Source organism: Dactylosporangium sp. CA-152071, assembly GCF_050936335.1.
Taxonomy (GTDB): Bacteria; Actinomycetota; Actinomycetes; order Mycobacteriales; family Micromonosporaceae; genus Dactylosporangium; species Dactylosporangium maewongense.
On the sequence record NZ_JBNJMZ010000001.1, the window covers coordinates 1,259,044 to 1,282,062 of the forward strand.

Genomic DNA, 23,019 nt, shown 5'->3' on the forward strand with positions numbered 1-23,019 from the left:
CGGAGTGTGAGGCGACGAGGCCGACCTCACAATCCGGGAGGCTGCCGTGTCGTACCGGTGAAGCACCTGCCACCGAGGGAGCCGTTGCGGCCATGACCACCCCAGCGATCATCAACGAGCGCCGTCAGCTGATCAATCTGGCCTACCGGCTGCTGGGCTCCCTCGCGGAGGCCGAGGACGCCGTGCAGGAGACGTATGCCCGCTGGTACGCCATGCCCCGCGAGCAGCAGCAGGCCATCGAGTCGCCCGGCGCCTGGCTGACGACGGTCGCCAGCCGCGTCTGCCTCAACCTGCTCGGCTCGGCCCGGGCCCGGCGGGAGCGCTACGTGGGCGAGTGGCTCCCGGAGCCGCTGCCCGACCGCACGGAGTGGACCGGCGGCGCCCCGGCGGACCCCGCCGACCGGGTCACCCTCGACGAGTCCGTCAACATGGCGTTTCTCGTGATGCTCGAGTCGATGACGCCGGCCGAACGGGTCGCGTTCATCCTCCACGACGTCTTCCGCTACCCGTTCGCCGAGATCGCCGAGATCGTCGGGCGCACCCCGGCGGCGTGCCGCCAGCTGGCGTCCTCGGCCCGCCGCCGCATCCGCGCCGCGCAGCCTCCCGCGACCCCGCCGGCCCGGCAGGCCGCCGTCGTCCGGGCCTTCAAGGCGGCCTGGGAGGCCAAGGACGTCGACGCGCTCATCGGCCTGCTGGACCCCGGTGCCACGGCGGTCGCCGACGGCGGCGGACTGGCCACCACCTTCCTCCAGCCGATCGAGGGCGGCGCGCGGATCGCCCGCGCCTGGGTCGAGATCGCCGAGCGGGTCCCGCGGGGCACGACGTTCCTGGAACGCACCGTCAACGGGCGGCCCGGCCTGGTCGCCCGGCACGCCGGCCGGACCCTGACGGTGTTCGCGTTCACCGTCACCGGCGACCGGATCACGCGCATCTGGGTGGTCCGCAACCCGGAGAAGCTCCGGCAGTGGATGACCGCCTGAGGCGGCCTGAGGCGGCCTGAGGAGGCACGGCCGGCCGGCATGTGGTACTCCTGTCGATGATCGCATCGACGGAAGGGCACCCCTTGATCGAAGATCAGGTCACCGCCGGCGCCTTCGCCGGGCGGCTCCTGGACGACGGGCTGTCGCCCCGGGCGTTCGGCGAAGGCCCGCCGGCGAGCGCGTGGGCCGGGTCGGGTGACGCGCAGCGACACGCTGCTGAAGGTCGGCCTGGCCAAGACCGGGGTGTCACACGCCGCGAACCCGACCACGATCCAGGACGTGTTCTTCCGCATCGGCGGCATGGTCGCCGGCAAGGCCACCAACAGCCTGGTCGTCAACACCAACAACACGATCATCGACCACATCTGGGCGTGGCGCGCCGACCACGGCAGCGGCGTCGGCTGGACCGTCAACACCGCCGACAACGGCCTCACCGTCAACGGCGACAACGTCCTGGCGACCGGCCTGTTCGTCGAGCACTACCAGAAGAACGAGGTCGTCTGGAACGGCGCCGGCGGCAGGATCGTGTTCTTCCAGAACGAGATGCCGTACGACCCGCCGAACCAGGCCGCGTGGATGAACGGCTCCACCCAGGGCTACCCGGCGATCAAGGTCGGCTCCGCGGTCACCACGTTCGAGGCGTGGGGCCTGGGCAGCTACTGCTTCTTCAACGTCAACAACAGCGTCGCGTCCGCCCGCGCCTTCGAGGTCCCGGCCGTGGCGGGCGTCAAGTTCCACAACATGGCGATCGTGTCCCTCGGCGGCGTCGGCACCATCTCGCACGTCATCAACAACACCGGCGCGGCCGCGAACTCCACGACCAACAACGTGTACCTGCTCAACTTCCCGTAAGACGCCTGGACATGCATCCGCGAGTCCCAGCCATGGAAGACCGCCGGTCCGCGCGCTGAGATGGGTGCATGACAACGCTTGTCCTCGGCGGCACCGGCAAGACGGGACGCCGCGTCGCGCAACGCCTGCGCGGCGCCGGCGTCCCGGTCCGTATCGGCTCCCGCACCGCCCCGCAGCCCTTCGACTGGACCGACCCGGCGACGTGGCAGCCGGTCCTGTCCGGCGTCCGCAGCGTGTACGTGTCGTATCAGCCGGACCTCGCCGCACCCGGCGCACCGCAGGCCATCCAGGCGTTCACCGACCTCGCCGCCGCCTCCGGCGTCACCCGCCTCGTGCTGCTGTCCGGCCGCGGCGAGGACGAGGCGGCCGTGTGCGAGCAGATCGTGCGGTCCGCCGGCGTCGAGTCGACGGTCCTGCGCTGCAGCTGGTTCAACCAGAACTTCAGCGAGGACCACCTCCTGGAACCGGTCCTCGCCGGCGAGGTCGCGCTGCCCGTCGGCGACGTCCCGGAGCCGTTCGTCGACGCCGACGACATCGCCGACGTCGCCGTCGCGGCGCTCACCGAGGAGGGCCACGACGGCCAGGTGTACGAGCTGACCGGCCCGCGCCTGCTCACCTTCGCCGGCGCGGTCGCCGAGATCGCCGCCGCGACCGGCCGCGACATCACGTTCGTCCAGGTGCCGGCCGCCGACTACGCGGCGCAGTTGCCGCCGGAGCTCGCCGACCTGCTGATGTACCTGTTCACGACCGTGCTCGACGGCCGCAACGCCCACCTGACCGACGACGTGCGGCTCATCCTCGGCCGGGAGCCCCGGGACTTCGCCGACTACGCCAAGCAGACGGCCGGCACCTGGATCGTATGACGGTTCAGTACACGTACGGCCAGCCCGCCGCGTCGTAGCCGAGGCGGTTGATGCCCAGCAGCGACGCGCCGTTGTCGGCGTAGTAGTGGTACACGAGCTGGTCGCCGTCGCTGTCGGCGAGGACCGCCTCGTGGCCCGGGCCGTGGACGCTGCCGTGCGACGCCAGCACCTGCGTGCCGCCGCCGGACGTCATCGCGAGACCGGCCCTGTCGACGTACGGGCCGGTGGGGCTCGCCGAACGCCCCACCATCACCCGGTACGTGCTGCTCGCCCCCTGGCAGCAGCGGTCGAACGACACGTACAGGTAGTACCAGGCGCCGCGCTTGACGATGAACGGCGCCTCGATACCCGGGCCGTAGCTCGCGAGGCCGTGCATCGTCGTGCCGGACCGCTTGCCGGTGGCCGGGTCGAGCGGGATCAGCTTGATGCCGGTCCAGAACGACCCGAACGACAACCACCACCGGCCCTGCTCGTCGACCAGCAGGTTCGGGTCGATGGCGTTGAAGTTGTCCGACGTCCGGGACTCGACGACGAGACCCTGGTTGGTCCAGCTGCCGGACGCGCCGGTGGTGCTGGTCGCCAGGAAGATCGCCGAGTGGTTGGAGCCGAACGTCGACGCCGAGTAGTACAGGTAGTAGCGGCCGTTGCGGAACGAGAGGTCCGGCGCCCACAGGTTCCGGGAGCCGCCCGTGTACGGGGTGGTCCACGACGCCCCGCCGGGGAAGACGGACCCGGCGTTGCGGAAGGCGACCCGGTCGGTGGACGTCTTCAGCGCGATGTTGGTGCCGGTGTGCGCGACCAGGTACGTGCCGTCGGGTCGCTTGACCACGGTCGGGTCGTGCACGCCGGTGTCACCGGTGACCCGCGCCGGCATCGGGTACGCGGCCGGGGCGGCGTCCACCGTGGCGGCCGACGCGTCCGGCAGCGCGGACACCACCCCGGCCAGCGTGACGAGCGCCGCGAGCCCGGACAGCCGCCGCCTCATCACGCCCACGCCGGCGCGGGGACCCAGCTCACGTCGTCGGCCCACAGCCCGGTCGCGTCCCAGGCGTTCGAGCCGCCGTTGCTGGCGATGTACACGTTGTTGTTGTAATGCCGGATGAACCGGTCCGGGAAGTTCGCCGACGCGAACGAGTTGCCCTGCCCGTTGCGGCCCGTCTGCGGGCAGAACGTCGCGTCGGAGGCGAACAGCGCCGAGCCGTCGTTGGCGTGCAGGAACAGCTGGTAGTTCTGGTGCCGCAGGTAGCTGCCGGCGGCGTTGCGCGCCTCGAACGAGACGCAGGCGCTGTTGGCGAGGCCGGCTCGGACCGTGAACGACGCGTTGCTCTTGTCGGTGGCGGAGCTGGACGCGCTGACCACCTGGGTGGAGACGGTCGCGCCGGAGTGGCTGATGTACCGGGTGGTGCAGCACGCGGTGGTGGCGCGCAGCGACACGTTCGACCCGACCGCCGGGCCGCCGGTGGAGCCGGACGTGCCGTAGCCGGCGGCGACGATGTTGGCCTGCACCGCGTTCTCCGTCGCGTCCGACGGGTAGCCGGACGTCATCACGCCCTCGTAGAAGGTGCCGGCGGCGCCGACGCTGTTGTCGCCGCCGATGCCGAGGATGATGGCGCCTTCCTTCTTCATCGGGTTGTAGCCGGCGACGTTCGGCCGGGCGCCGTTGTAGAACGTGCCGAGGCTGCCGGACTGGGCGTTGCCGCCGCGGATCGCCCAGTGGTTCGGCTCGCCCTTGACGATCGCGGTGAGGAACCGGTGGCTGATGCTCGGGTCGCCGGCGTTGTAGCGCTGGTTCACGCCGGAGAACAGGCCGTTCTCCAGGTCGGCCATGATCCACGGGCCGTTGCCGGCACCGTAGCCCCAGACCTTGTTGCTGCCGAAGTAGATGGCCTCCATGGTGCCGTTGCCGTTGTCGCGGCTGTTGGTCTCGGCGTTGCCGTAGTCGAAGCAGCAGCCGCCGTTGTAGTGGGTGCCGTCGAAGATCGCGTACATGCCCTCCGGCTGGTCGCCACGGGCGATGCCGTTCGTGGCGTTGTTGCGGTACCCGGTGCCGGGCGCCACGAACACGCCGTACACCTTGTGCCCGCCGACCGTGACCGGCGCGGCCGTGGCGTTGGCCAGGTTGTCGTAACCACCCGCGGCCGGGCCGTTGAAGCCGCCGGGCGGCGCCTGCGTGAGCCGGTTGTTGCGGCCCGTCTGGTCGTAGATGATCGTGATCAGGCACGACGTGCCGGCGCAGAAGCTGTCCTGCGTGGCGGCGTCGGCGTAGCTGCCGGCGCTGACCGGCGCGATGTCCCTGGTGGTGTTGTCGGAGGCGCGGCGGACCTGGTAGAGCGGGCCGCTGTACGTGCCGTAGAGCGCGCGGGTGGTGCTGTGCGCCGCGACGCACGGGGTGCCGCCGGCGGCGTAGATGTCGCACGGCTGGCTGGTCGCCGCCTGCGAGATGCCGGCGCCGGCGACGAGGACGCCGGTGAGCAGCGCCCCGGCGAACGCTCCGGCGAGGGCGGCGCGGCGCAAGCGCCGCCGGGTCGGTCGTTGAGTCATCATGACCCCTTCCATCAATGGTCGCCAACGCGCGGCGGACGGTTGGCGATGCGATGTTATCGCTCACATCGATGATGTCAAGCACATCGATCTTCGCACCTTGAGCTGCTCATGAAGGATTGGTGAGCGCCAACATCCGCGGCCGTGAAACTTTCCACTTTCGGAAATTCGCTGGCGCCGGAAGGGGCCACCGGTGTTGCCTGGCGCGCGTGATCATCATCGGCGCCGCGAACGGCGCGTTCGGCCGGCTCGTCATCGACCACCTGCGGACCCACCACCCGCACCTGCCCCTCATCGCCGCGGTCCGCGACCCCACCCGCTGCGCCGACCTCACCACCCGCGGCGTCGACGTCCGCCACGGCGACTACGACGACCCCGGCACGCTGCGCACCGCCTTCCAGGGCGCGGACCGGCTGCTGCTCATCTCCTCCCCCGAGCTCGACCCCGACCGCCGGACCCGCCAGCACCGCAACGCCCTCGACGCGGCCGTCGCCGCCGGCGTACGGACCGTCGCCTACACCAGCTTCCTCGGCGCCGACCGGTCCGGCGACGGCCTCAACGCCGCCCACCACGCCACCGAACGCGCGATCGCCGACAGCGGGCTCCCCGCCACGATCCTGCGCAACCCCTTCTACTCCGAGGCGTTCGTCAACCCGACCCTCCGCGACGCGACCACCCTGCCCGACGGCACCGGCGGCCGCGCCCTCAACACCGCACCGCGGTCCGACCTCGCAGCGGCGGCGGCGTCGGTACTGGTGGACGACGCGCACCTCGGCCGGTCCTACGACCTCACCGGTCCACTGTGGACATACGCGGACCTGGCGGCGGCCGTCACCGACCTGACCGGCCGCCACGTCGACGCCGCCGCCACCGACGACGTGCCCGGCCCGCTCGGCTTCCTCATGCGCCTCGCCAAGGCCGGCATGCTCGAACGCCAGACCCCCGACCTCGAACACCTCCTGGGCCGCCCGCCCACCACCCTCCGCGAGGCCACGGCCGCCGCGCTCGGCGCCGACTGACCGCACCGGCCCCGGCCCTCAGCGGGAGGGCAGGTGCCGACGGTAGGAGCGCATGAGCAGCAGCCCGCACACCACACCCACGCCCGCGAGGCCGAGCAGCAGGGCGGGAACGGCGACGCCCGTCCGCCCGGCGACGAACGACAGGACGGTGGGGGCGAGGAAACCACCGTAGGCGACCGCGTAGAAGACGCCGGTGAGCCCGGCCAGGCCGGCGGGGCCCGCGATGCGCTGCACCTCCAGGACGCCGGAGACCATCGCGACCCCCATACCGGCACCCGACACCGTCGCCGCCACGATGCCCAGCGGCCAGGAGTGCCAGTGCACGGCGACCGCGACCAGCACCGTGGCGGCGACGATGACCGCCACGCCGGTGAGCAGGCCACGGGCGCTGTCCAGCGCGTCGAGGCGCTTGGCCCACGGCTGCACCAGCGCCGACGCGGCCAGGGCCACCGCCGTGAGCAGGGTCGCGTACGCGATACCGAGCCCGCCGGTCACGCCCGCGAGCAGGACCGGCAGGTAGCCGTACCCCAGCCCCGCGGCCGCGAACGTCCACGGCGCGGCGACCACCACGACGCGGGTGAACCGGCGATGCCCCGCCGCGGGCACGCGCAACCGGCCGCGCAGCGGACCGGACACTCCCCCGGTCGTGACGGTCTCCGGCGCGCGCGGCACCAGCCACAGCAGCGGCGCCGCCAGCACCACGTGGATCAGGAACGGCAGCCGCTCCGGCCACGGACCCCACTGGGCGATCAGGCCGGCGACGACAGCCCCAGCGGCCGAGCCCAGGGAGAACGCCAGGGCGGCGCGACGCGCTCCCGTGCCGGCGTCGGCACCGAGATCGAACGGAGGCTGGGAAAGCTCCTTCAGCCAACTGGTGCCGACGCACGTGGCCGTGCCCACCGCCACGCCGGCCAGGAACCGGCCCAGGCAGATCACCCACGGCCCGGACTCGCCGAAGGTGAGAGCGGCGCTGGTCGCCAGCGCGGCGGCGGCACCGGCCGCCATCACCGGCCGACGGCCGTAGCGGTCGCTGAGCGCGCCGCTGAGCAGGAACGCCGGGACCAGCCCGAGCACGTACACGCCGAGGAAGCCGTTGACCGCGGCTGTGGAGTAGTGCTGCCGCTGCTGATAGAGCAGCAGCAACGGGCTGAACTGGTTGCCCGCCCAGGTGCACAGGAACATGACCGCGAACACCGGCACCCAGGCCCGGGTCCGGGCCGGCGCGGCCGTCGGCCGGGCGGCGACCGCGGTCACAGCAGTCCCTGATGGCGGGCGAGGTGCCGCGCCAGCACCGCGTCATACCCGGCGGCGTCGTGCTCGCACAGGCACCGCGCCAGCTCCCGGTGGTCGGCGAACGACGCGGCCGGCGCGACGTCGGTGCTGGTGAGCACCACGTACGCGAGCCGCAGCTGCCGGTCGCGCAGCAGGTCGTAGAAGTGCTCGGCGATGGGGTTGCCGGACAGGGCGACGACCGCGGTGTGGAAGTCGATGTCGGCCACGACGAACGCGCCGACGTCCCCGGCCGCCATGGCCGCCTCCTGCCGGGCGAGCGGGCCCCGCAACGCGCGCGACACCTCGTCCGGGTCACGGCGGCGGGCGGCGATCCGGGCGGCCGCGGTCCGCTCCAGGGCGCCGCGCATCTCCAGCACGTCGGCGGCCTCGCTCATGGGGATCGGCGACACCGTCGCGCCCTGCCGCGACGAGAGCCGGATCAGCCGCTCGGCCTCCAGCCGCAGGAACGCCTCGTGCACCGGGGTCCGGCTCAACCGCAGATCGGCGCAGATCTGCCCCTCGCTGAGCCGGTCACCGCCCGCCAGCTCGCCGCGGATGATGCGGCCCTTGGTGTACGCGTACGCGCGCTCCGCCGCCGACCCGGTCGTCTCGATCGTCACAGCGGCCAGGCTACCCCGTTGCATGCATCCTTGCATGCAACGGCACGCGAGACGGCCGGCACGTCGCGTAGGCTTTCCTAGGATGCTAGGAACCGAGGTACATGAGGGCCTCGGCGGCGACGGGGCGGAAGCCGGCCGCCTGGAAGGCGCGGACGCTGCGGGCGTTGCCGGCCGCCTGCTGTGACCAGACGGGCTCCCCCGCCGGGACGAGGTGCCGGGCCGCGGTGGCCAGCGCGCGGCCCAGCCCCCGGTCCTGGGCGTCCTCGTCGACCTCGATCGCCGTCTCCCAGCGGCCCGCCACTCCCCGGCCGAGGACGACGATCCCGCCGTCGGCGGACCACACCCGCACCTCGTCGCGGTGGCGCAGGGCACGCCGGACGCGAGGGTGCTCCGGGTCGGTGAACTCGCTGAGCCGCACCGGCGGGTCCCCCGGCAGCGCACCGGCCACGGTCAGCAGGTCGATCGTGTCCATGGTGCGGCCGGTGCGCTCGAGGAGCGCGGCCAGGAAGCGCGGGTGCATGGCGGCGGCGAGGGGGTCGCAGTCCAGGGCCGCGAGGGCCGCGCGCACCCAGCCCGGGTCCTCGTCGGTGAACACCACCGAGTGGGCGGTGAAGGCGACCACCCCCGCGTCGCGGGCGGAGGGCTGCGGCACGACCGTCACGCCGCCGTCCGCGGGCGGGAACCGGCCGCCGGCCGCCGACGCGAGAAGCTGAGCGAGATCCATCCGGCATGTATAACGCCGGCGTGGGCCTACCGGCGGTGGAGGCGGCCGATGGCGACGACCGCGGCGGCGCCGGTGACGACGGTCACGCCGAGGACGAACGCCTGGGTCGCCTCCCGCGGGCCGGTGAGGCCGAGCCGCGCGGCCGGGGCGCCGTCGCGCCGCCGCAGCGCGAGGACGAGCGGCACGGCGATCCCGGCGACCAGCAGCGCCGGCACCAGCCGCGCGGGGAAGCCGGCCAGGCCGGCCCAGCGGGTGACGGCGTCGCCGGCCGCCTGCCCGGCGCCGAGCGCGACCGCCATGACGGCGGCGCCGAGCACGGCCCGCCAGGGGCGGACGGAGGAGCGTCGGGTCGGCCGGGCCGGCGTCTGCGCGCGCATCGTCTGCCTCCGTCAACGCCTGACGAACAGCCGGTCCAGATAGGTGTCCATCGCGGCGACGACGAGCGCCGCCCGCTCCTGTTCGGGCAGGACGAGCGCCTGCACGACGAGCCCGTCCTGCACCGCGAGGATCAGCGCCGCCTCGATGTCCGGGTCGAGGGCGGGGTCGAGGGCGCCGGTCCGCTGCGCCTCGCCGAGGAAGCCGGCCAGCCACCGCTTGAGGTCGCCGTCCATCTCGGCGCTGAGCGGGCCGATCGCCGGCGACACGGGCGCGGCCGCGGCGAACGTCAGCCACACCTTGGCGTCGCGGCTGCGGGCCTCGTCCACCGGCAGCCAGACGTGCAGGACCCGCCGCAGGGCGTCCCGCGGCGGGCCACTCAGGTCCAGCGCCCGGACCCGCTCCAGCAGGCCTTCGGCGACGTGTTTGTAGGCGGCGGTGACGAGCTCTTCCTTGGTACGGAAGTAGTACTGCACCTGGGCGACGGAGACCCCGGCCTCGGCCGCGACTGCCCGGACGCTGACCGCCGCGATACCGCCCTCGGCGACCACGCGGACCAGCGCGTCGAGCAGGTGATCCCCGCGACCCATCGAAGCTCACCGTCCTGTACGAACGTACTGTACATCTGCACTGTACGTCCGTACAGGACGGTCTGTCGAGCCCGCTCTAGTCGAACGGCCACACCTGCGAGAACGTTGCCTCGTCATCGCAGCCGAACGGGGTCCAGCCGCACCACGACACGCCGGCCGCGTACCCGCCGACCTGACCGAAGGAGTAGTCGAGGCCCTTCTGGACGGACGGTTCGGCGCCGAAGGCGACCTTCGCGGCCACCCTCCCCGTCAGCGGGCCGACGGCAAGCCCCAACGCTGTGGTGGCCAGCTGCCGGTTGCCTTTGTCGGTCTCACCGCCGAGGTAGTACGCCCCGGCCGAGACCGCCCCGATGCCGGCCCCCACCGCCGTGCACCAGAGGATCGGGCAGAACCCCGTCAGGAACTGCACGAAGTTCAGGATGTTGCCGACCCTGCACACCTCCTTGCCGCTGGAGCACTCGAACGGGTCCTCGTACTGGCCACCTTGGTACTTCGGTTGCTTGGGGCCCATCACCGTCGAGTAGTTCTGGCAGACGCGCTCCTGCTTGGGCGTCGCGGAGCCCGGGGAGCACGCCGTCTGGACGGCCTTCAGCGGGCAGTACTTGTTGCCGTAGAGGTCGTGCCGGAACCCGTCGGTGGACTCCCAGCAGATCTCGCCCTTCAGCCCACCGCCGCCGCCGTTGCTGCACGGAACCGCGACACCCAGCTCCTCCTCGGGGGCACACGGGGAGACCGTGACGGGGCCCATCATGCCCTCCTTGCAGTTGTGGTACAGCCACACCTTGCCCTTGTACTTCAGGACCGTCTTGCCCGTGGGCTTCTTGGGGTCGCCGCCCTTGTCCACGATGATCACTATGACCGGCGGATCCTCCGGCGCGGGCGGCGCCGCGGCGGGCGGGTTCGGGGCGCACTCGTTGCCGCGGCAGGCGTAACGGCCGTCCGGATCCGACAGCGTCACCGGGCTGTTCTCGGCGTAGGAGTACCCGTTCATGCCCTGCAGCTTGTTCGCATCCAGGATCGGGTCCACGGAGACGAACCGGCCCGCACGCGGGTCGTACTCGCGGGCGCCGAGGTGCACCAGGCCCGTGTCGTCGGCGTAGCCGTTGAGGAACCCGCGCTTGGACGGCCAGGTCACCACCGGGCCGCGCGGGTTGCCGAACGGGTCCGCCCGGCGCACCGTCTTGCTCAGGTCCGTCGCCTTGAACGACAGCCCCGCCGTGCCCTGGTGGTCGGCGCACTGCCAGCTGAGCCCCTGCGGGGTGCGCACCGCGATCGTCTGGCCGGCGTGCACGTAGCTGCGGGTGCCGGAGGTGGCCCCGCCCGCCAGCCGGTACTCGACGTCGCCCAGGTGCAGCGTGGTGCCGGCCGGATCCTTCGTCAGCAGCCGCGCCCCGTCGGCGTCGTACAGGTAGGACGTGGTGCCGGTGCTGTCGCTGACCGACTCCAGCTGGTTGGCCGGGGTCCACGTCAGCGTCTGCGACGGCCGGCCGGCGATCGACCGGGTGGTGACGTTGCCGCCGTTGTCGTACCCGTACGTGTCGGTGCCCGTACCCGCGCCGGTGGTGGCGATCTGCGTGACAGCGTGCGGCCGTCCCGTACCGACCCCCTGCGCCGGATACGTGTAGGTGCGGTTGAAGTCGCCGCCGGCGGTGTGGGTCACCTCGCTGGTCCGGTTGCCGCTGGCGTCGCTGGTGTACGACTTCCAGTACGCCGCCGCACCGCCGAGCCCGGCGACCGTCGGTGCCGTCGCGCAGTTGCCCGACGTCGGGGTCCACGCGTCGCTCAGCCGGAACCGGTCGTCGTACCGGAAGCACTGCACGTCGTCCTGGCCGGCGCTGTACTGCGCGATCCTGTCCGCGATCGACAGCACGTTGCCGGAGGCGTCGTAGGTGTACGTGGCGTTCTTCGCCACGGTGTTCGGGATGTCGCCGTACACCAGGTGGTTGGACAGCAGCTTGCTGCCCGGGTAGTACGACCACAGCTGCCGCAGGTTCTTGCCGGCCGCCGAGTCGCGCAGCTGCATGCTGCCGAGCATCCCCTCGGGCTTGTACTGGGTGTCCACGACGTACGTGCCGAGGTTCGACTGCAGGGTCAGCGGGTTGCCCAGCGCCGTGTAGCCGAGCTGCAGCGTCTCGTCGTTGAGTCCGCCGTAGTTCGGCACGCTCACCTTCGCCGACGCGGTCGCCGTGGCGACGGTCCCGTCCGCGTTGTAGGTCGACTCGGTGACGTAGTCGCCGGCGAGGGTCCCGGTCGTGGTGTTCGACGGGATCGTCACCTTGGTCTTCTTCGGCTGACCGGCGGCCGTGTACTCGGTGACCTGCCGGGTGTAGGCCTGCCCGCCCTGGTAGCGGGTCGCCGCGGTGGGCTGCCCGTGCACCAGCGTGTCGTAGGTCCACTCGGCGGTCTTGTTCGTCGTGGTGCCGGTGTACTCGGCGGTCCTGCGGCCGAGCCCGTCGTACGTGGTGTACATCGTGACGTTGCGGGCGCTCACCGTCTTCGTGACCTTGCCCAGCAGGTCGTACCCGTACGTGCTCTTGCCGGTGTCCGGGTCGTTGGCCTCGGTGACCCGGCCCATGGCGTCCACGACGTAGGTCCAGAGGTTGCCGGACCCGTCGGTGACCGAGGCGACCTCCCCGTTCGGGTGGTAGGTGCGGCGCATCACGTCGTGCGCGCCGTTCACCGGGTCGGCGACGTTGCCGCGGTAGGTCCACAGCGCCGTGATCCGTCCGCGGGCATCGATGAACGTCGAGGTGGCCGAGCTGCCGGCCGGCGGGCTCAGGTCCTCGCGGTCGCCGCCGTACGCGTGGCTGCCGGTCCACTGGGTGACGCCGCTGAGCTGCCACGCCTGCAGGATCAGCCGGCCCGCGCCGTCGTAGGTGGAGCGGGTCTGGCCCGGCACCTCCGTGTCGGTGGCCAGCCGCAGCGTCCCGCTCGGCGCGCCGGTGGCCCCGAACGCCGGCCTGGACACCTTCGCCAGCCCCCGGCTGTCGTAGAGGGTCTCGGCGATGACCCGGTTGCCGCCCTCCGCCGGGGTCTGCTCCTGCCGGGGGCGCAGCTTGCTGTCCAGCAGCGAGTAGCTGGTCAGGTATCCGTTGCCGGTGGTGTTGAGCCGGCTGGTGGCGACGCTCGACGCGCCGGTCTGGCGCAGGTCGTAGGCGAACTTCACCGACGCCGTCTCGTTGGCGGCCTTGTTGCGGCCCGGCGCCCACACGGACACGACCCGGCTGAGCTTGTCGTAGGCGAAGTCGGTCCGCCGGGTCGTCCCGGGCCCGCTGACATCCTTGTCGACGACCGAGATGGCGCGGCCGCTGGCGGGGTCGACGTCGGTGTCGGTGACCCACCCGAGCGGGTTGGTGACGGAGACCTTGGTGACCGGTCCCCCGGTGGCCGGCGTGTAGGCGGTGCCGGTGTGGTAGTTCTCGGCGTCCCACACGTCGACGGACCGGCCGTGCTCGTCCGCGGCGGCCCTCGTGGTGGTCTGGTACGTCGGGTTCGTCGCGTTCGGCGTCAGCAGCTGCTCGACCCTGGAGGTGAAGCCCTTGGTCAGGGTCGTGGAGTAGGACGTCGCCCCGTCGTACCACATCCGCACGTCGGAGACGACGTCCGTGACCCGGTTCGGGGTGAGTGCGCAGCGCACCGCGACCACCTCGACCCGGGACAGGTGCTGGATGTTCGTGCCGGCGGCGTTGCTCGCGTACCACTGCCGCACGCACTGGTCGTCGGCGGTCGTGGACAGGTCGGCCTCGTCGTCGACCCGCTCCACCCGGCCGGTGCCGTCGGCCAGGAACGTGTTGGTGGTCCGGGTCTTGCGGGGCGCCCGTCCGCCGTCGAGCGTCGTCGTGACCTGCGTCGCCTTCACGTTCGTCACCCACGCCCGCACGGTGATGCCGAGGACGTCCTGGGTGGCGGTCGGCCCGTACTCGTACGGGTCGGTCTTCGTCTTGTCGACCACGGTCGAGGTCTCGCCGAGGTAGTTGATCTGCTCCCGGACGGTGCCGGCGAACCGGTCCTCGTCGGCCCAGCTGCCGCCGTCGGAGTCGGGCACGGATGCGGTACGGGTACCGCTGCTGAGCTTGTCACCGTGCATGCCGCGGAAGTACGTCGTCTCGGTCTTCAGTCGCACGCTCGTCGCGGCGCCGCGCAGCACCCGTACCTTCTGGTAGCCGCGCCACAGCCCCCACGTGCGCCGGTTCGGCATCGCGATGGGGTTCTGGTCGGAGTGCCACGCCGGGTCGCCGATGTACTCGTAGGTGGTCTCCTCGTCCTCGGTGCCGTCGGTCGCGTCGCCGCCGTCGCCCTCGGCGACCTTCTCCACGCGGTACTTGTGGAAGTACTCCAGTTTCGGGGAGCTGGTGCCCGGTGGCACCCAGTACTGCGGGTAGCAGCGCCGGTTGTTGTTGTCGGGTGCGGCCGGCATGGTCTGCCCGGCGACGCAGTCCTCCGCCGAGTAGGTCACGGCGATCGTGTTGCCGGACTCGGTGAGGATCGAGCGCATCCGGTAGCGGGTGATGCTGTTCGTGGTGCCGGCCATGTCGACGCGGTTGCGCATCCCGACGGGGTTGAGCTGGACCGGGGGCGTGCACGCGTCGGCGTCGTCGGTGGTGCCGCAGCCCTTGATGCTGGACAGCCACAGCACCTTCTGCAGGTTGACGCCCGGGTCGTTCCACTGGTGGCTGAGCTTGGTCTGCGTCACCCGGCGCCACGTCCGGTTGCCGGTGGCGACCTCGGTGGTGACCGTGCTGAGCCGTTTCGTGGTGAAGAACGTCGGGGAGTAGCGGCCGGCGCAGCTGGTGCCGGAGCACAGCTGGTCGACCGGGGCGTCGGGGAAGTTCGCCGCGTTGGCCGCGACCGGCACGCAGGTCGCGCCGGGGGTGATGCACCGTTCCTCGGCGCCGAACAGGACCCGGGCCGGTGCGGTGCCGGCGAAGACGGTGTCGGCGCCGGCCGCGTTCTGCCGCGTGCCGTAGTTGATCTCCCGCACGTACAGGTCACGGACGTACGGCGTCCCGGCCGAGTCGGTGCGGTTGCGGGCGTAGTTGTTGAGGTGCCGCTCGTAGAAGTACGACATGGTGTTCTTGAACGGGTCCACGACGTAGTCGAGGTTCCACCGGTACGCCTGCTGGCACCAGCCGTTCGCGTTGCACGGCTCGCCGGTGTTGTTGCCGTACACCGGCTCGTACCCGACGGACTTGGTCTCGGTGGCCGGGTCGCCGTCCCAGCCGGGCAGCCGGTTGAGGCCGAAGTAGTACTCGGTCCCGTCGGTCGTCGTCACCCGCCAGTACTCGCCGTCGTCGTCGCCGTTGCCGGTGGCGAGGTTGGCGAGCTTCTCGACCTTCGCGCCGTTGTCGGCCGACGGCCGCCACTTGCCGTTCTCCAGCACCAGCGTGCTCGACTGCCCGTTCAGGGTCATGGTGGCGTTCTCGCCCACCCAGCACACGTCGCCGGTGCCGGTCCGGCCGTCGTCGGTGCAGCCGCGGTAGCCGCGCTCGATCGATCCGGGCTGCCAGTTGAAGCCCTCACCGACCCAGCTCGGCTGCGAGTTCGCGGCGGCGGTCATCCCGTCGACGGACTGCGAGGAGTACCCGAGCTGGACCTGCGGCATCGGCCCGCCGGCGCCCGGCGGCAGCGGCACCGGGTAGCTCCAGTTGAACCCGCCGGCGCTGCCGCCCGCGCCCCACTTGTTGGCGGCGTTGAGGTCGGTGGCCTTGAAGTCGCCGCCGTCGGAGTCGGGCCCCGCGGCGAGCGCGACGAGCATGCCGGAGCGGGCCTGCGGTGCGGCCACGGTCGTCGCGTCGAGCCGCTGGTCCAGCAGCGCGGGCGCGGCGACGGCGGCGGACACCACCCCGGTGACCGGGTCGTTGGTCGAGTCGAGCGCCTGCTCCTGGCAGCCCGGCAGGCTCGGGGTGCTCAGCGCGCACTCCGGCAGCGCGACGAGGCGCAGCCGGCGGGACCAGTCGGCACCGTAGGCGTCGCGGAACGCGGTGTAGTCCACGCCGACGACGACCGCGCCCGCGCCGGTACGGCCGTCGCTGCGGCCGACCCGGAGCACGACGTCACGGCCGCCGGTGCCGTGCGCGAGCAGGCTCACCCGTACCTTGCCTGGCACGGTGCCGAGCGACTCGCCCGACAGCCGCTGCTGCGGGCCGAGGGCGGCGCCCGCCCGCGCGCCGACCGGCAGCCCCTGCGCCCAGGCGAGGGCCGGGGCGGCCGTCGCCTGCAGCGAGGCCGCGACGGGCAGCTGCACCTCGGCCGTGCCGGCAGCAGGCCAGGCGACCTTCGGCGCGGCCGTCACGGTCGGTTGCGGGTCCTTCGCCGGCGCCTTGAACACCGCGTCGCGGCCCTGCACCAGCGGCTGGTCCTTCGGCAGCTTGAGGTCGACCGGGCCGGCGTTCGCCGGGATCACGGCGACGCCGTCGGCCAGCAGCGTGACAGCAAGGGCGACGAGCCCCACCCACCGCGCCCTCACAGCGCACGCACCGTGGCCGGGTCGAGCGTGCCGGTGACGCTCGTCGAGTCCCACCAGCTCAGCTCGGTCTTCGCCTCACCGGCGACGAACCCGCCCTTGACGACCTTGATCGTGGTGCTGGTCGTGCCGTCGAAGCAGACGATGTCGAACCGGCCGTTGCCGTCGATGTCACCGCCGGTGAACCGCCACGACGCCGCGGTGCTGCTGCCCGGGATCGCCATGCACGACGCGGGCGCGAAGGACATCCCGGCGGAGATCGCCGCGCACACGCCCGAGCCGGACTTCAGGATCTCGTACAGGTCCTCGTCGCCGTCGCCGTCGGCGTCGCCGCTGAACGTCGTGACGGTGTTCGTCATGCACTTGACGCCGGCGCCGGAGCGGGACACCGGATTCGTCGCGAGGGTGCCGTCGCCCGGCGGGCGGAAGCGCCACAGGCCCGTGTCGCAGTTGCCGTAGTCGTACCAGACGAGAATCTCGGCCTTGCCGTCCTTGTCGAAGTCGCCGGCCACCGGTGCCTTGATCCGGTTGCCGTCCCAGTTGCCGGGGCCCGAGTCCCACGACTGGACCGGCCCGTTGAAGCCCGTGCCGTCGGGCTTCGCCTGGAACAGGAACGTCCGCTCCTGGTTGCCGTCGTAGCGGTAGAACGCGGTGATGTCGGTCTTGCCGTCGCCGGTGAAGTCGCCCGCGACCGCCTGGACCCGGTCGAAGCACCAGGTGCCCGCACCGGAGTCCCACAGCTGCGCCGCGGCGCTGTAGCCGTTGCCGTCCGACAGCCACCACGACAGGGTCATGCGGCAGCCGCCGTAGTCGCGGAACATCGCGACGTCGGCGCGGCCGTCGCCGTTGAAGTCGCCGTTGAACGACTTGACCGTCGCGATCGGGTACGCCTGCGGGTCGTTGACCACGGGTGTCACCGGCGCGGTCGTGCCGCTGCCGTTGGCCTTCGTCGTCCACCGCATCAGCGACGTGCGGTAGCCGCCCGGGTCGACGACGGCGACGATGTCGGCGTTGTCGTCACCGGTCGCGTCGGCCCGCTTCCGCGACGCGGTGCCCGGGTTCGCGAGGAACATCCACAGGCCAGGGGTGTGGAAGTTGCCGACGTTCGGGGCCTGCGGCGACCGGTTGCCGCTGGCGTCGACCGCGACCACGCTGAGGATGTTGATCCCGCCGGAGCCGTCGACGGGCACGACCGGCACGGTCGCCACGCCGTTCGCCGCGGCCGGCACCCAGATGTACGGGGTCCGCTCCACGGTGCCGACGGAGTAGTAGTAGCCGACCACGCGGTCCAGGACCTGGTCCACCGGGCTGAACGTCACCGTGGCCGGTGCCCCGGCGACCGCCCCCGGGCCCGCCGGGAACGGGAAGTCCTGCAGGTCGCTGCTGGTCAGCAGCGGCTGCGCCGGCGCGGTCCCGTCGACCACGAAGTGGCACCAAGGCGAGTAGCCGCTGTAGTGGTTGCCGTCCCACGCCCGCACCCGCCACTGGATGTTGTGGCCGTTGGGCAGCGACGAGCCGGGGACGTTGACGGTGATCGTGCGCGGCGCCGGCAGGCCCGGGGAGTCCGGCACGCTCACGATGCCCGTGCCGGCGGTCAGGTCCTGCCATTCGAACTTGCCGACGATGTTCTGGTCGGTCTCGGCGTCCTGCACCTTGGTGCTCAGCTGCACGCCGTTGTTCGCGCCGATCGCCGGCTGGCCGCTCGTGCCGCTGGAGTAGCAGCCGATGGTGCTGCCGTCACCGGTCGCGGACTGGTCCGAGATCGTCGGTGGGGTGTTGTACTGCACGACCAGGTTCGTGTTCGCCGCCGACAGCTTCTTCCACTGGTGGGAGTCGCTCTCCGAGCCGAGGAACACGAACGTGTAGGCGCCGAAGCGGGCGTCGGCCCAGCTCTGCATCTGCGAGGTGAGGATCCAGCTCGGGTTGTTGCCCGGCGCGCTGCAGCTCTGCGCCGACCGCGCCCCGAACCCCGTCAGCACCACCGGCGCCCAGCCGATCCGGGAGGCGTTGAGCCCGGATCCGATCGCCCCGCTCTGCGCCAGGGTCAGGTCGGTGCCGGTGCAGTTCCACGAGTGCGTGACGAGGGTCTTGAGCTCGGCGGCGATGATCTGCTTGCCGTGCACGGCCGTCAGTCCGAACTCGAAGTACGCCCGCCAGTTGGTGCCGCAGCACTCCGGGTTGCGGCCGACGCGGGCGACGTCGCCGACGCCGCCGGAGTAGCTGTAGTTGTCGCTGTTGGCGTACGCGAAGCTGGTCCGCGGCAGGCCGATCTGCGGGTCGACGTACAGCGGCAGGGTGAGGCTCTCGTCGGCCAGCCATGCCGGGTCGGGGCGCAGGACCAGCTCGCCACCGGTCAGCTCGGTCGCGACCGCGCCGGTGCGGGTGAGGTCCTCCGCGCCGCGGGCGGTGCCGCCGCCGGAGGCGTCCCACATGCCGGCCGGCGCCGAGGCGAGCACCGCGGTGCCCGTGCCGTCGAGGACCTCGAACGTGCCGTCGGCGCGGGTGCGGGTGGCGGGTCCGGTGACGGCGACCGCGATGCGGCGCAGCGCCGGGTTCGCCTGCGCCGCGCGGGTCTTCACCACCAGCACGTAGTTGAAGCTGTCGGAGAGCGCCCGCACCCGCAGGTCGACGCCGTCGAGCACGTCCGGGTAGACGACGCTGTCGCCGTCGATCCGGCCCGCGGGCAGTGCCGCCGGCCAGCGCAGCGAGAACGCCCCGGCCGCGGTCTGCACCGTCGCGAAGGGCTGGGTGCCGCCGGCGGAGAAGGTCACGGGCAGCTCGGCGGCCTTGGCGGCGAAGCCGCCGGCCTTCGCCGGCTGCAACGCCGTGTCGATCGGCGTCCAGCCGCTCGCGGTCTTGACCCGCTTCGGCGTCGCGGAAGCCTCATAGGTCATCGAGCCGTTCGGGTTGGCGAATGTCTGTGACTTGGCGGTGCGGGCGCCGACCACCTCGAAGCGCTTGCCGCACAGGCGCGCGGACGCCCTGGCGGTCTTCTCGTCCTGCTGCACCGCCTCTGCGGCGCATGCGGCGCTCGGTGGGGCGGCGACCGCCGTGTGCGGCACGACGGTGACCCAGCCGAGGCCGAGCCCTAACCCGGCGAGGACCAGTCCGGCGCGCCGGCGCGCCGAGGAGAACCTGCCCATAGTTGTCCCTCCAAGGAACGGGCGAGCAGCAGAGACGTCGGGGCGATCATGGGCAGCGCCGCTCTCATCCGGCTCACGCGCCGCTACCCGTACCCCGCCCGTACCGCTCGCCCGTACCCCGTGGGGGCTGAGTCGGGGCTCAGTCGGGCGTCGCGGCCAGCTCGTCCCGCAGCTGCGCGGCCTCCGGCACGCCGAGGTCGTCGTAGAGCGCCAGGGCCCGCGCGAAGTGCTCGCGGGCCAGGTCCTGCTCGAACGACCCGCGGTGGGCGTGGCCGAGCCCGGCGTGCGCCCGCGCCTGCTGGTCGCGCAGCCCGGCCCGCACGGCGGTGTCGAGCGCGGCGGTGTGGTGCGCGAGCGCGTCCGCCGGCCGGCCCGCGGCGGCCGCCGCCTCACCGAGCCCGTTGCGGGCCCACGCCTCACCGTGCCGGTCGCCGGCCTCCAGGAAAAGGGCGAGGCTGCGCGAGTGGCGTTCGGCGGCCCGCCGCGGCTGCCCCAGGTGCACCTCGATGATGCCGAGGTCGGTCAGGGCGGTCGCCTCCCCCGTCCGGTCGCCGATGCGCCGGTGCACCGCGATCGCCTCCCGGTGGTGCCCCGCAGCCGTCTCGAGGTCGCCGAGCTGGTAACGGACCATGCCGAGGTTGATCAGCGTCCGGCCGACGCCGGCGTCGTCGCGTTGCGACCGGAAGATCGCCAGGGCCGCGCCGAAGTGCCCGGCGGCCACCTGGTAGCGGTGCAGCCGCTGCTCGACGGCGCCGAGCCCCACCAGCGCCCGGGCCGCCCCCGTGGGGTCGCCCGCCCGGTCGAGCACGGCCCGCGCCCGGGTGAAGTGGCCGGCCGCCGTCGTGAGCCGCCCCAGCTGCTGCTGCGTGGCGCCCAGACCGAGGTCGGCGTACGCGGCGCCGGGACGGTCACCGGCCAGCTCGGCGGCGTCGTGGGCGGCCTGGTGCACGACGAGCGCCTCCTCGGCGGAGCCACCGGCGAGGTAGCGGAACAGCGTCCGGGCCAGGATCCCGGCGTGGACCGGCCAGCCGTGCCGGGCCGTGTACCGCACGACCGCGGTCAGGCCGGGCAGCTCCGCGTCCAGCCACGCCCGGGCCGCCGTCCGGTCCGGCAGGGGCGGGGTCGTCGCCGTCGGCGGCACCGCCGGGCGGTGCCGGCACTCCGCCGGGAACAGCACGTCCATCGCCGCCGCCGCGGCGGCCGTGCAGTGTTCGAACAGCCGCGTCCTGGCGGCGTGCACCGCCGCGTCGTCGGCGAGCCCCAGCGCGTACGCGCGGAGCAGGTCGTGCATCCCGAACCGTTCGCCGGCCGTGACGTCCAGCATGCGCCCCCGCACGAGCAGCGACAGCATCCGCCGCGCGTCCGGCACGGTGACGTCGGCCAGGGCCGCCGCCGCGTACACGTCGACGTCGCCGCCGGGGTGCAGCGCCACCAGCACGAACAGCTGCGCCACCGCCGGCGGAAGGTGCCGCAGCGACCACGAGAACGCCGCCGGCACCGAGCCGCGCGGGTCGCCGCCGGCGTCGAGCAGCGCGAGCCGCAGCCGCTGGTCGCCGAGCTCGGCCACCAGTTCGGCGAGGGTCGCCCCGCGGCGCGAGACGACCAGCTCGGCGACGACCCGCAACGCCAGCGGCAGCCGCGCGCACAGCTCCGCCAGCGCGACCGCGGCCCCCGGCTCCGCCTCCGCCCGGACACCGATCAGCCGGCGCAGCAGCGCACCCGCCTCGACCACCGACAGCAGGTCCAGGTCGACGCGGTGGGCGCCGTGCACCGCCACCAGCCCGGCCAGCCGGTCGCGGCTGGTCACCAGCACCGTGCACGACGCGGTCCCCGGCAGCAGCGGCCGGACCTGCTCGACCGACGACGCGTTGTCCAGCAGGATCAGCATCCGCCGGTCGGCGATCTGCGTGCGGTAGCGGGCGGCCCGCTCGTCGGCGTCGGCGGGCAGGTCGGCGCCGGCCACGCCGAGCGCCCGCAGCAGCCGGCGCAGCGCGTCGGTGGAGCTCATCGGCTCCTCGGGGTCGGAGCCGCGCAGGTTCAGGTACACCTGGCCGTCGGGGTACCGGTCCCGGACCCGGTGCGCCCAGCGGATGGCCAGGGCGGTCTTGCCGACCCCGGCCGTGCCGGAGATCGCGGCGATCACCACCGCGGACGGCTGCGCCGCCGGCCCGGTCCCGGCGATCCGGTCCAGGTCGGCCAGCTCCGCCCGCCGCCCGGCGAACCCGGGCACGTCCGGCGGCAGCTGCGCCGGCACGACCGGCGCGGCGGCGAGGACCGCGCCCGGCCCGGCCGTCTCCTGCCGCAGCACCCGCCGGTGGGCGTCGATCAGGTCCGGTCCGGGCTCCACGCCGAGCTCCTCGACGAGCCGCTGCCGGATGTCGGCGTAGACCGCGAGGGCCGCCGCCTGCAGGTCACCGGCGGCGAGCGCGGCGATGAGCCGGGCGTGCAGCGGCTCGTGCAGCGGGTCGGCCGTGGTGAGCTCACGCAGCACCGGCAGGCACCGGCCGGGCTGCCCGGCGGCGAGGGCCGCGTCGGCGAACCGTAGCGCCACCGCCACCCGCTCGTTCGCCACGGCCGTGACCAGCGGGTGGTGCCGCAGCTGCGGGACGTCGGCGAGCGGGCTGCCCCGCCACACCGCCAGCGCCGCCTCCAGCAGATCCAGCGCCTCCGCGGGCGCCGCCGCCCGCGTCCGCTCCACCCGCTGCCGGAAGCCGGCGAGGTCGAGCTGGTCGGCGGTGAGGTTCAGCCGGTACCCGCCGGGGGTCCGCTCGATCAGCCCGGTCCGGTCCGTGTTGTCGGGGTCGAGGGCGGTCCGCAGCCGTGACACGTACGTGTGCACCGCATGGGCCGGCGCCGCCGGCGGCTCCACGTCCCAGAGCAGGTCCACCAGCTCCGACATCGCGACGGCCGCGTTGGCCGACAGCGCCAGCCGGCCCAGCAGCACCCGCTGGCGCGCCGAACCGATCGCGACCAGGTGCGCGCCGCGGTGGACGGTCGCCGCCCCCAGCACCGACACCCGCACCGGGAGATCGGCGCCGCCCCGCGCCCTGGCCTGTCGTTGCCTGGTCGCGGGGTCCCTGATCGATGCCACGGCCGGTGCCGCGGCCGGTGCGGGTGTCACCTGCTCCCGGGCCGCCGCCCGCCGGAAGGCCGTGGCCTGCGGGCCCGTCAGGCGCAACCCGCCTGCCAGGGCCTCCACCGACTGCGGCTGCGGCCGTCGGGTCCGCCCCTGCTCCAGGTCGCGCACCGCGGCCAGGCTCATCCCTGCCAGCTCGGCCAGCTGCCGCTGGCTGAGCCCCGCCTCCCGGCGTGCCGCGCGCAGCAGCACCCCGAACTCCTCATCAACGCCGATCATCTTGCGGCCCCCCGGATCCATCGATGCGCACGCACCCTAATGCAGGCACGCACGGCCGGTGCACCGCCGACGCCGGGATTGCCGTGCATCGCACCGAAGCCGCTGAAAGTGCTCTTTGCGCCGTCTGTGTCGCCTGTACCGACCGGCGCCGTGGGCACCGGCGTAGGGTCGGGCGTGGCACACGCCAGTTGCCGCCATGAGCGGCGGTCGATACGGGGGGAC

Annotated in this window: 13 protein-coding genes and 1 pseudogene; 4 read left to right on the top strand and 10 right to left on the bottom strand. The window is 73.1% G+C overall.

The features are described from left to right. The first annotated feature begins 92 nt into the window (after positions 1-92). From sigJ to ACQEVZ_RS05160, 3 genes and pseudogenes are all read left to right on the top strand, one after another. Entirely contained in the window at positions 93-980 is an 888-nt protein-coding gene (gene sigJ, locus ACQEVZ_RS05150) for an RNA polymerase sigma factor SigJ (RefSeq protein ID WP_433361940.1), read from the top strand. Positions 981-1,178: 198 nt separating this feature from the next. After that, a pseudogene (locus tag ACQEVZ_RS05155) lies at positions 1,179-1,832 on the top strand (hypothetical protein); the annotation flags it as partial. A gap of 68 nt (positions 1,833-1,900) precedes the next feature. Beyond that, a complete protein-coding gene (locus ACQEVZ_RS05160) occupies positions 1,901-2,695 on the top strand; it encodes an NmrA family transcriptional regulator (RefSeq protein WP_433361943.1) in 795 nt (264 codons plus the stop codon). Between the two features lie 4 nt (positions 2,696-2,699). Here the strand turns inward: ACQEVZ_RS05160 and ACQEVZ_RS05165 are convergent, their stop codons facing one another. Next, positions 2,700-3,680, bottom strand: coding sequence for an arabinan endo-1,5-alpha-L-arabinosidase (locus ACQEVZ_RS05165; RefSeq protein ID WP_433361946.1), 981 nt, complete (start codon positions 3,678-3,680; stop codon positions 2,700-2,702). Further along, complete coding sequence (locus tag ACQEVZ_RS05170; protein ID WP_433376625.1) at positions 3,680-5,236, bottom strand: alpha-L-arabinofuranosidase B; 1,557 nt, start codon at positions 5,234-5,236, stop codon at positions 3,680-3,682. The genes ACQEVZ_RS05165 and ACQEVZ_RS05170 overlap by 1 nt, the downstream gene beginning before the upstream one ends. A gap of 209 nt (positions 5,237-5,445) precedes the next feature. Here ACQEVZ_RS05170 and ACQEVZ_RS05175 point away from each other — a divergent pair, with 209 nt between their 5' ends. Further along, entirely contained in the window at positions 5,446-6,255 is an 810-nt protein-coding gene (locus tag ACQEVZ_RS05175) for an NAD(P)H-binding protein (protein WP_433361949.1), read from the top strand. 18 nt (positions 6,256-6,273) lie between these two features. Here ACQEVZ_RS05175 and ACQEVZ_RS05180 read toward each other — a convergent pair whose 3' ends face one another. From ACQEVZ_RS05180 to ACQEVZ_RS05215, 8 genes are all read right to left on the bottom strand, one after another. Beyond that, positions 6,274-7,509, bottom strand: a complete 1,236-nt coding sequence (locus ACQEVZ_RS05180; RefSeq protein WP_433361952.1) for an MFS transporter — start codon at positions 7,507-7,509, stop codon at positions 6,274-6,276. Next, positions 7,506-8,147, bottom strand: a complete 642-nt coding sequence (locus ACQEVZ_RS05185) for a GntR family transcriptional regulator (protein ID WP_433361955.1) — start codon at positions 8,145-8,147, stop codon at positions 7,506-7,508. The genes ACQEVZ_RS05180 and ACQEVZ_RS05185 overlap by 4 nt, the downstream gene beginning before the upstream one ends. Before the next feature lie 85 nt (positions 8,148-8,232). After that, complete coding sequence (locus ACQEVZ_RS05190; protein WP_433361958.1) at positions 8,233-8,871, bottom strand: GNAT family N-acetyltransferase; 639 nt, start codon at positions 8,869-8,871, stop codon at positions 8,233-8,235. A gap of 26 nt (positions 8,872-8,897) precedes the next feature. Further along, positions 8,898-9,248, bottom strand: coding sequence for a hypothetical protein (locus ACQEVZ_RS05195; protein WP_433361961.1), 351 nt, complete (start codon positions 9,246-9,248; stop codon positions 8,898-8,900). 12 nt (positions 9,249-9,260) lie between these two features. After that, positions 9,261-9,836, bottom strand: coding sequence for a TetR/AcrR family transcriptional regulator (locus ACQEVZ_RS05200; protein ID WP_433361964.1), 576 nt, complete (start codon positions 9,834-9,836; stop codon positions 9,261-9,263). 76 nt (positions 9,837-9,912) lie between these two features. Then, positions 9,913-16,302, bottom strand: a complete 6,390-nt coding sequence (locus ACQEVZ_RS05205) for an RHS repeat-associated core domain-containing protein (RefSeq protein WP_433361967.1) — start codon at positions 16,300-16,302, stop codon at positions 9,913-9,915. Continuing rightward, positions 16,299-19,442: an FG-GAP repeat domain-containing protein gene (locus ACQEVZ_RS05210; RefSeq protein WP_433361970.1), complete on the bottom strand. Its 3,144-nt coding sequence runs from the start codon at positions 19,440-19,442 to the stop codon at positions 16,299-16,301. The genes ACQEVZ_RS05205 and ACQEVZ_RS05210 overlap by 4 nt, the downstream gene beginning before the upstream one ends. 139 nt (positions 19,443-19,581) lie before the next feature. After that, on the bottom strand, positions 19,582-22,797 hold the full coding sequence (locus ACQEVZ_RS05215) for a BTAD domain-containing putative transcriptional regulator (protein ID WP_433361973.1): 3,216 nt from the start codon (positions 22,795-22,797) through the stop codon (positions 19,582-19,584). Positions 22,798-23,019 lie beyond the last annotated feature (222 nt).

Coding starts and splice junctions, on each gene's coding strand:
- ACQEVZ_RS05190 (WP_433361958.1), bottom strand. CDS start 8,871: ATGGATCTCGCTCAGCTTCTCGCGTCGGCGGCCGGCGGCCGGTTCCCG.
- ACQEVZ_RS05215 (WP_433361973.1), bottom strand. CDS start 22,797: ATGATCGGCGTTGATGAGGAGTTCGGGGTGCTGCTGCGCGCGGCACGC.
- sigJ (WP_433361940.1), top strand. CDS start 93: ATGACCACCCCAGCGATCATCAACGAGCGCCGTCAGCTGATCAATCTG.
- ACQEVZ_RS05200 (WP_433361964.1), bottom strand. CDS start 9,836: ATGGGTCGCGGGGATCACCTGCTCGACGCGCTGGTCCGCGTGGTCGCC.
- ACQEVZ_RS05165 (WP_433361946.1), bottom strand. CDS start 3,680: ATGAGGCGGCGGCTGTCCGGGCTCGCGGCGCTCGTCACGCTGGCCGGG.
- ACQEVZ_RS05160 (WP_433361943.1), top strand. CDS start 1,901: ATGACAACGCTTGTCCTCGGCGGCACCGGCAAGACGGGACGCCGCGTC.
- ACQEVZ_RS05195 (WP_433361961.1), bottom strand. CDS start 9,248: ATGCGCGCGCAGACGCCGGCCCGGCCGACCCGACGCTCCTCCGTCCGC.
- ACQEVZ_RS05170 (WP_433376625.1), bottom strand. CDS start 5,236: ATGACTCAACGACCGACCCGGCGGCGCTTGCGCCGCGCCGCCCTCGCC.
- ACQEVZ_RS05210 (WP_433361970.1), bottom strand. CDS start 19,442: ATGGGCAGGTTCTCCTCGGCGCGCCGGCGCGCCGGACTGGTCCTCGCC.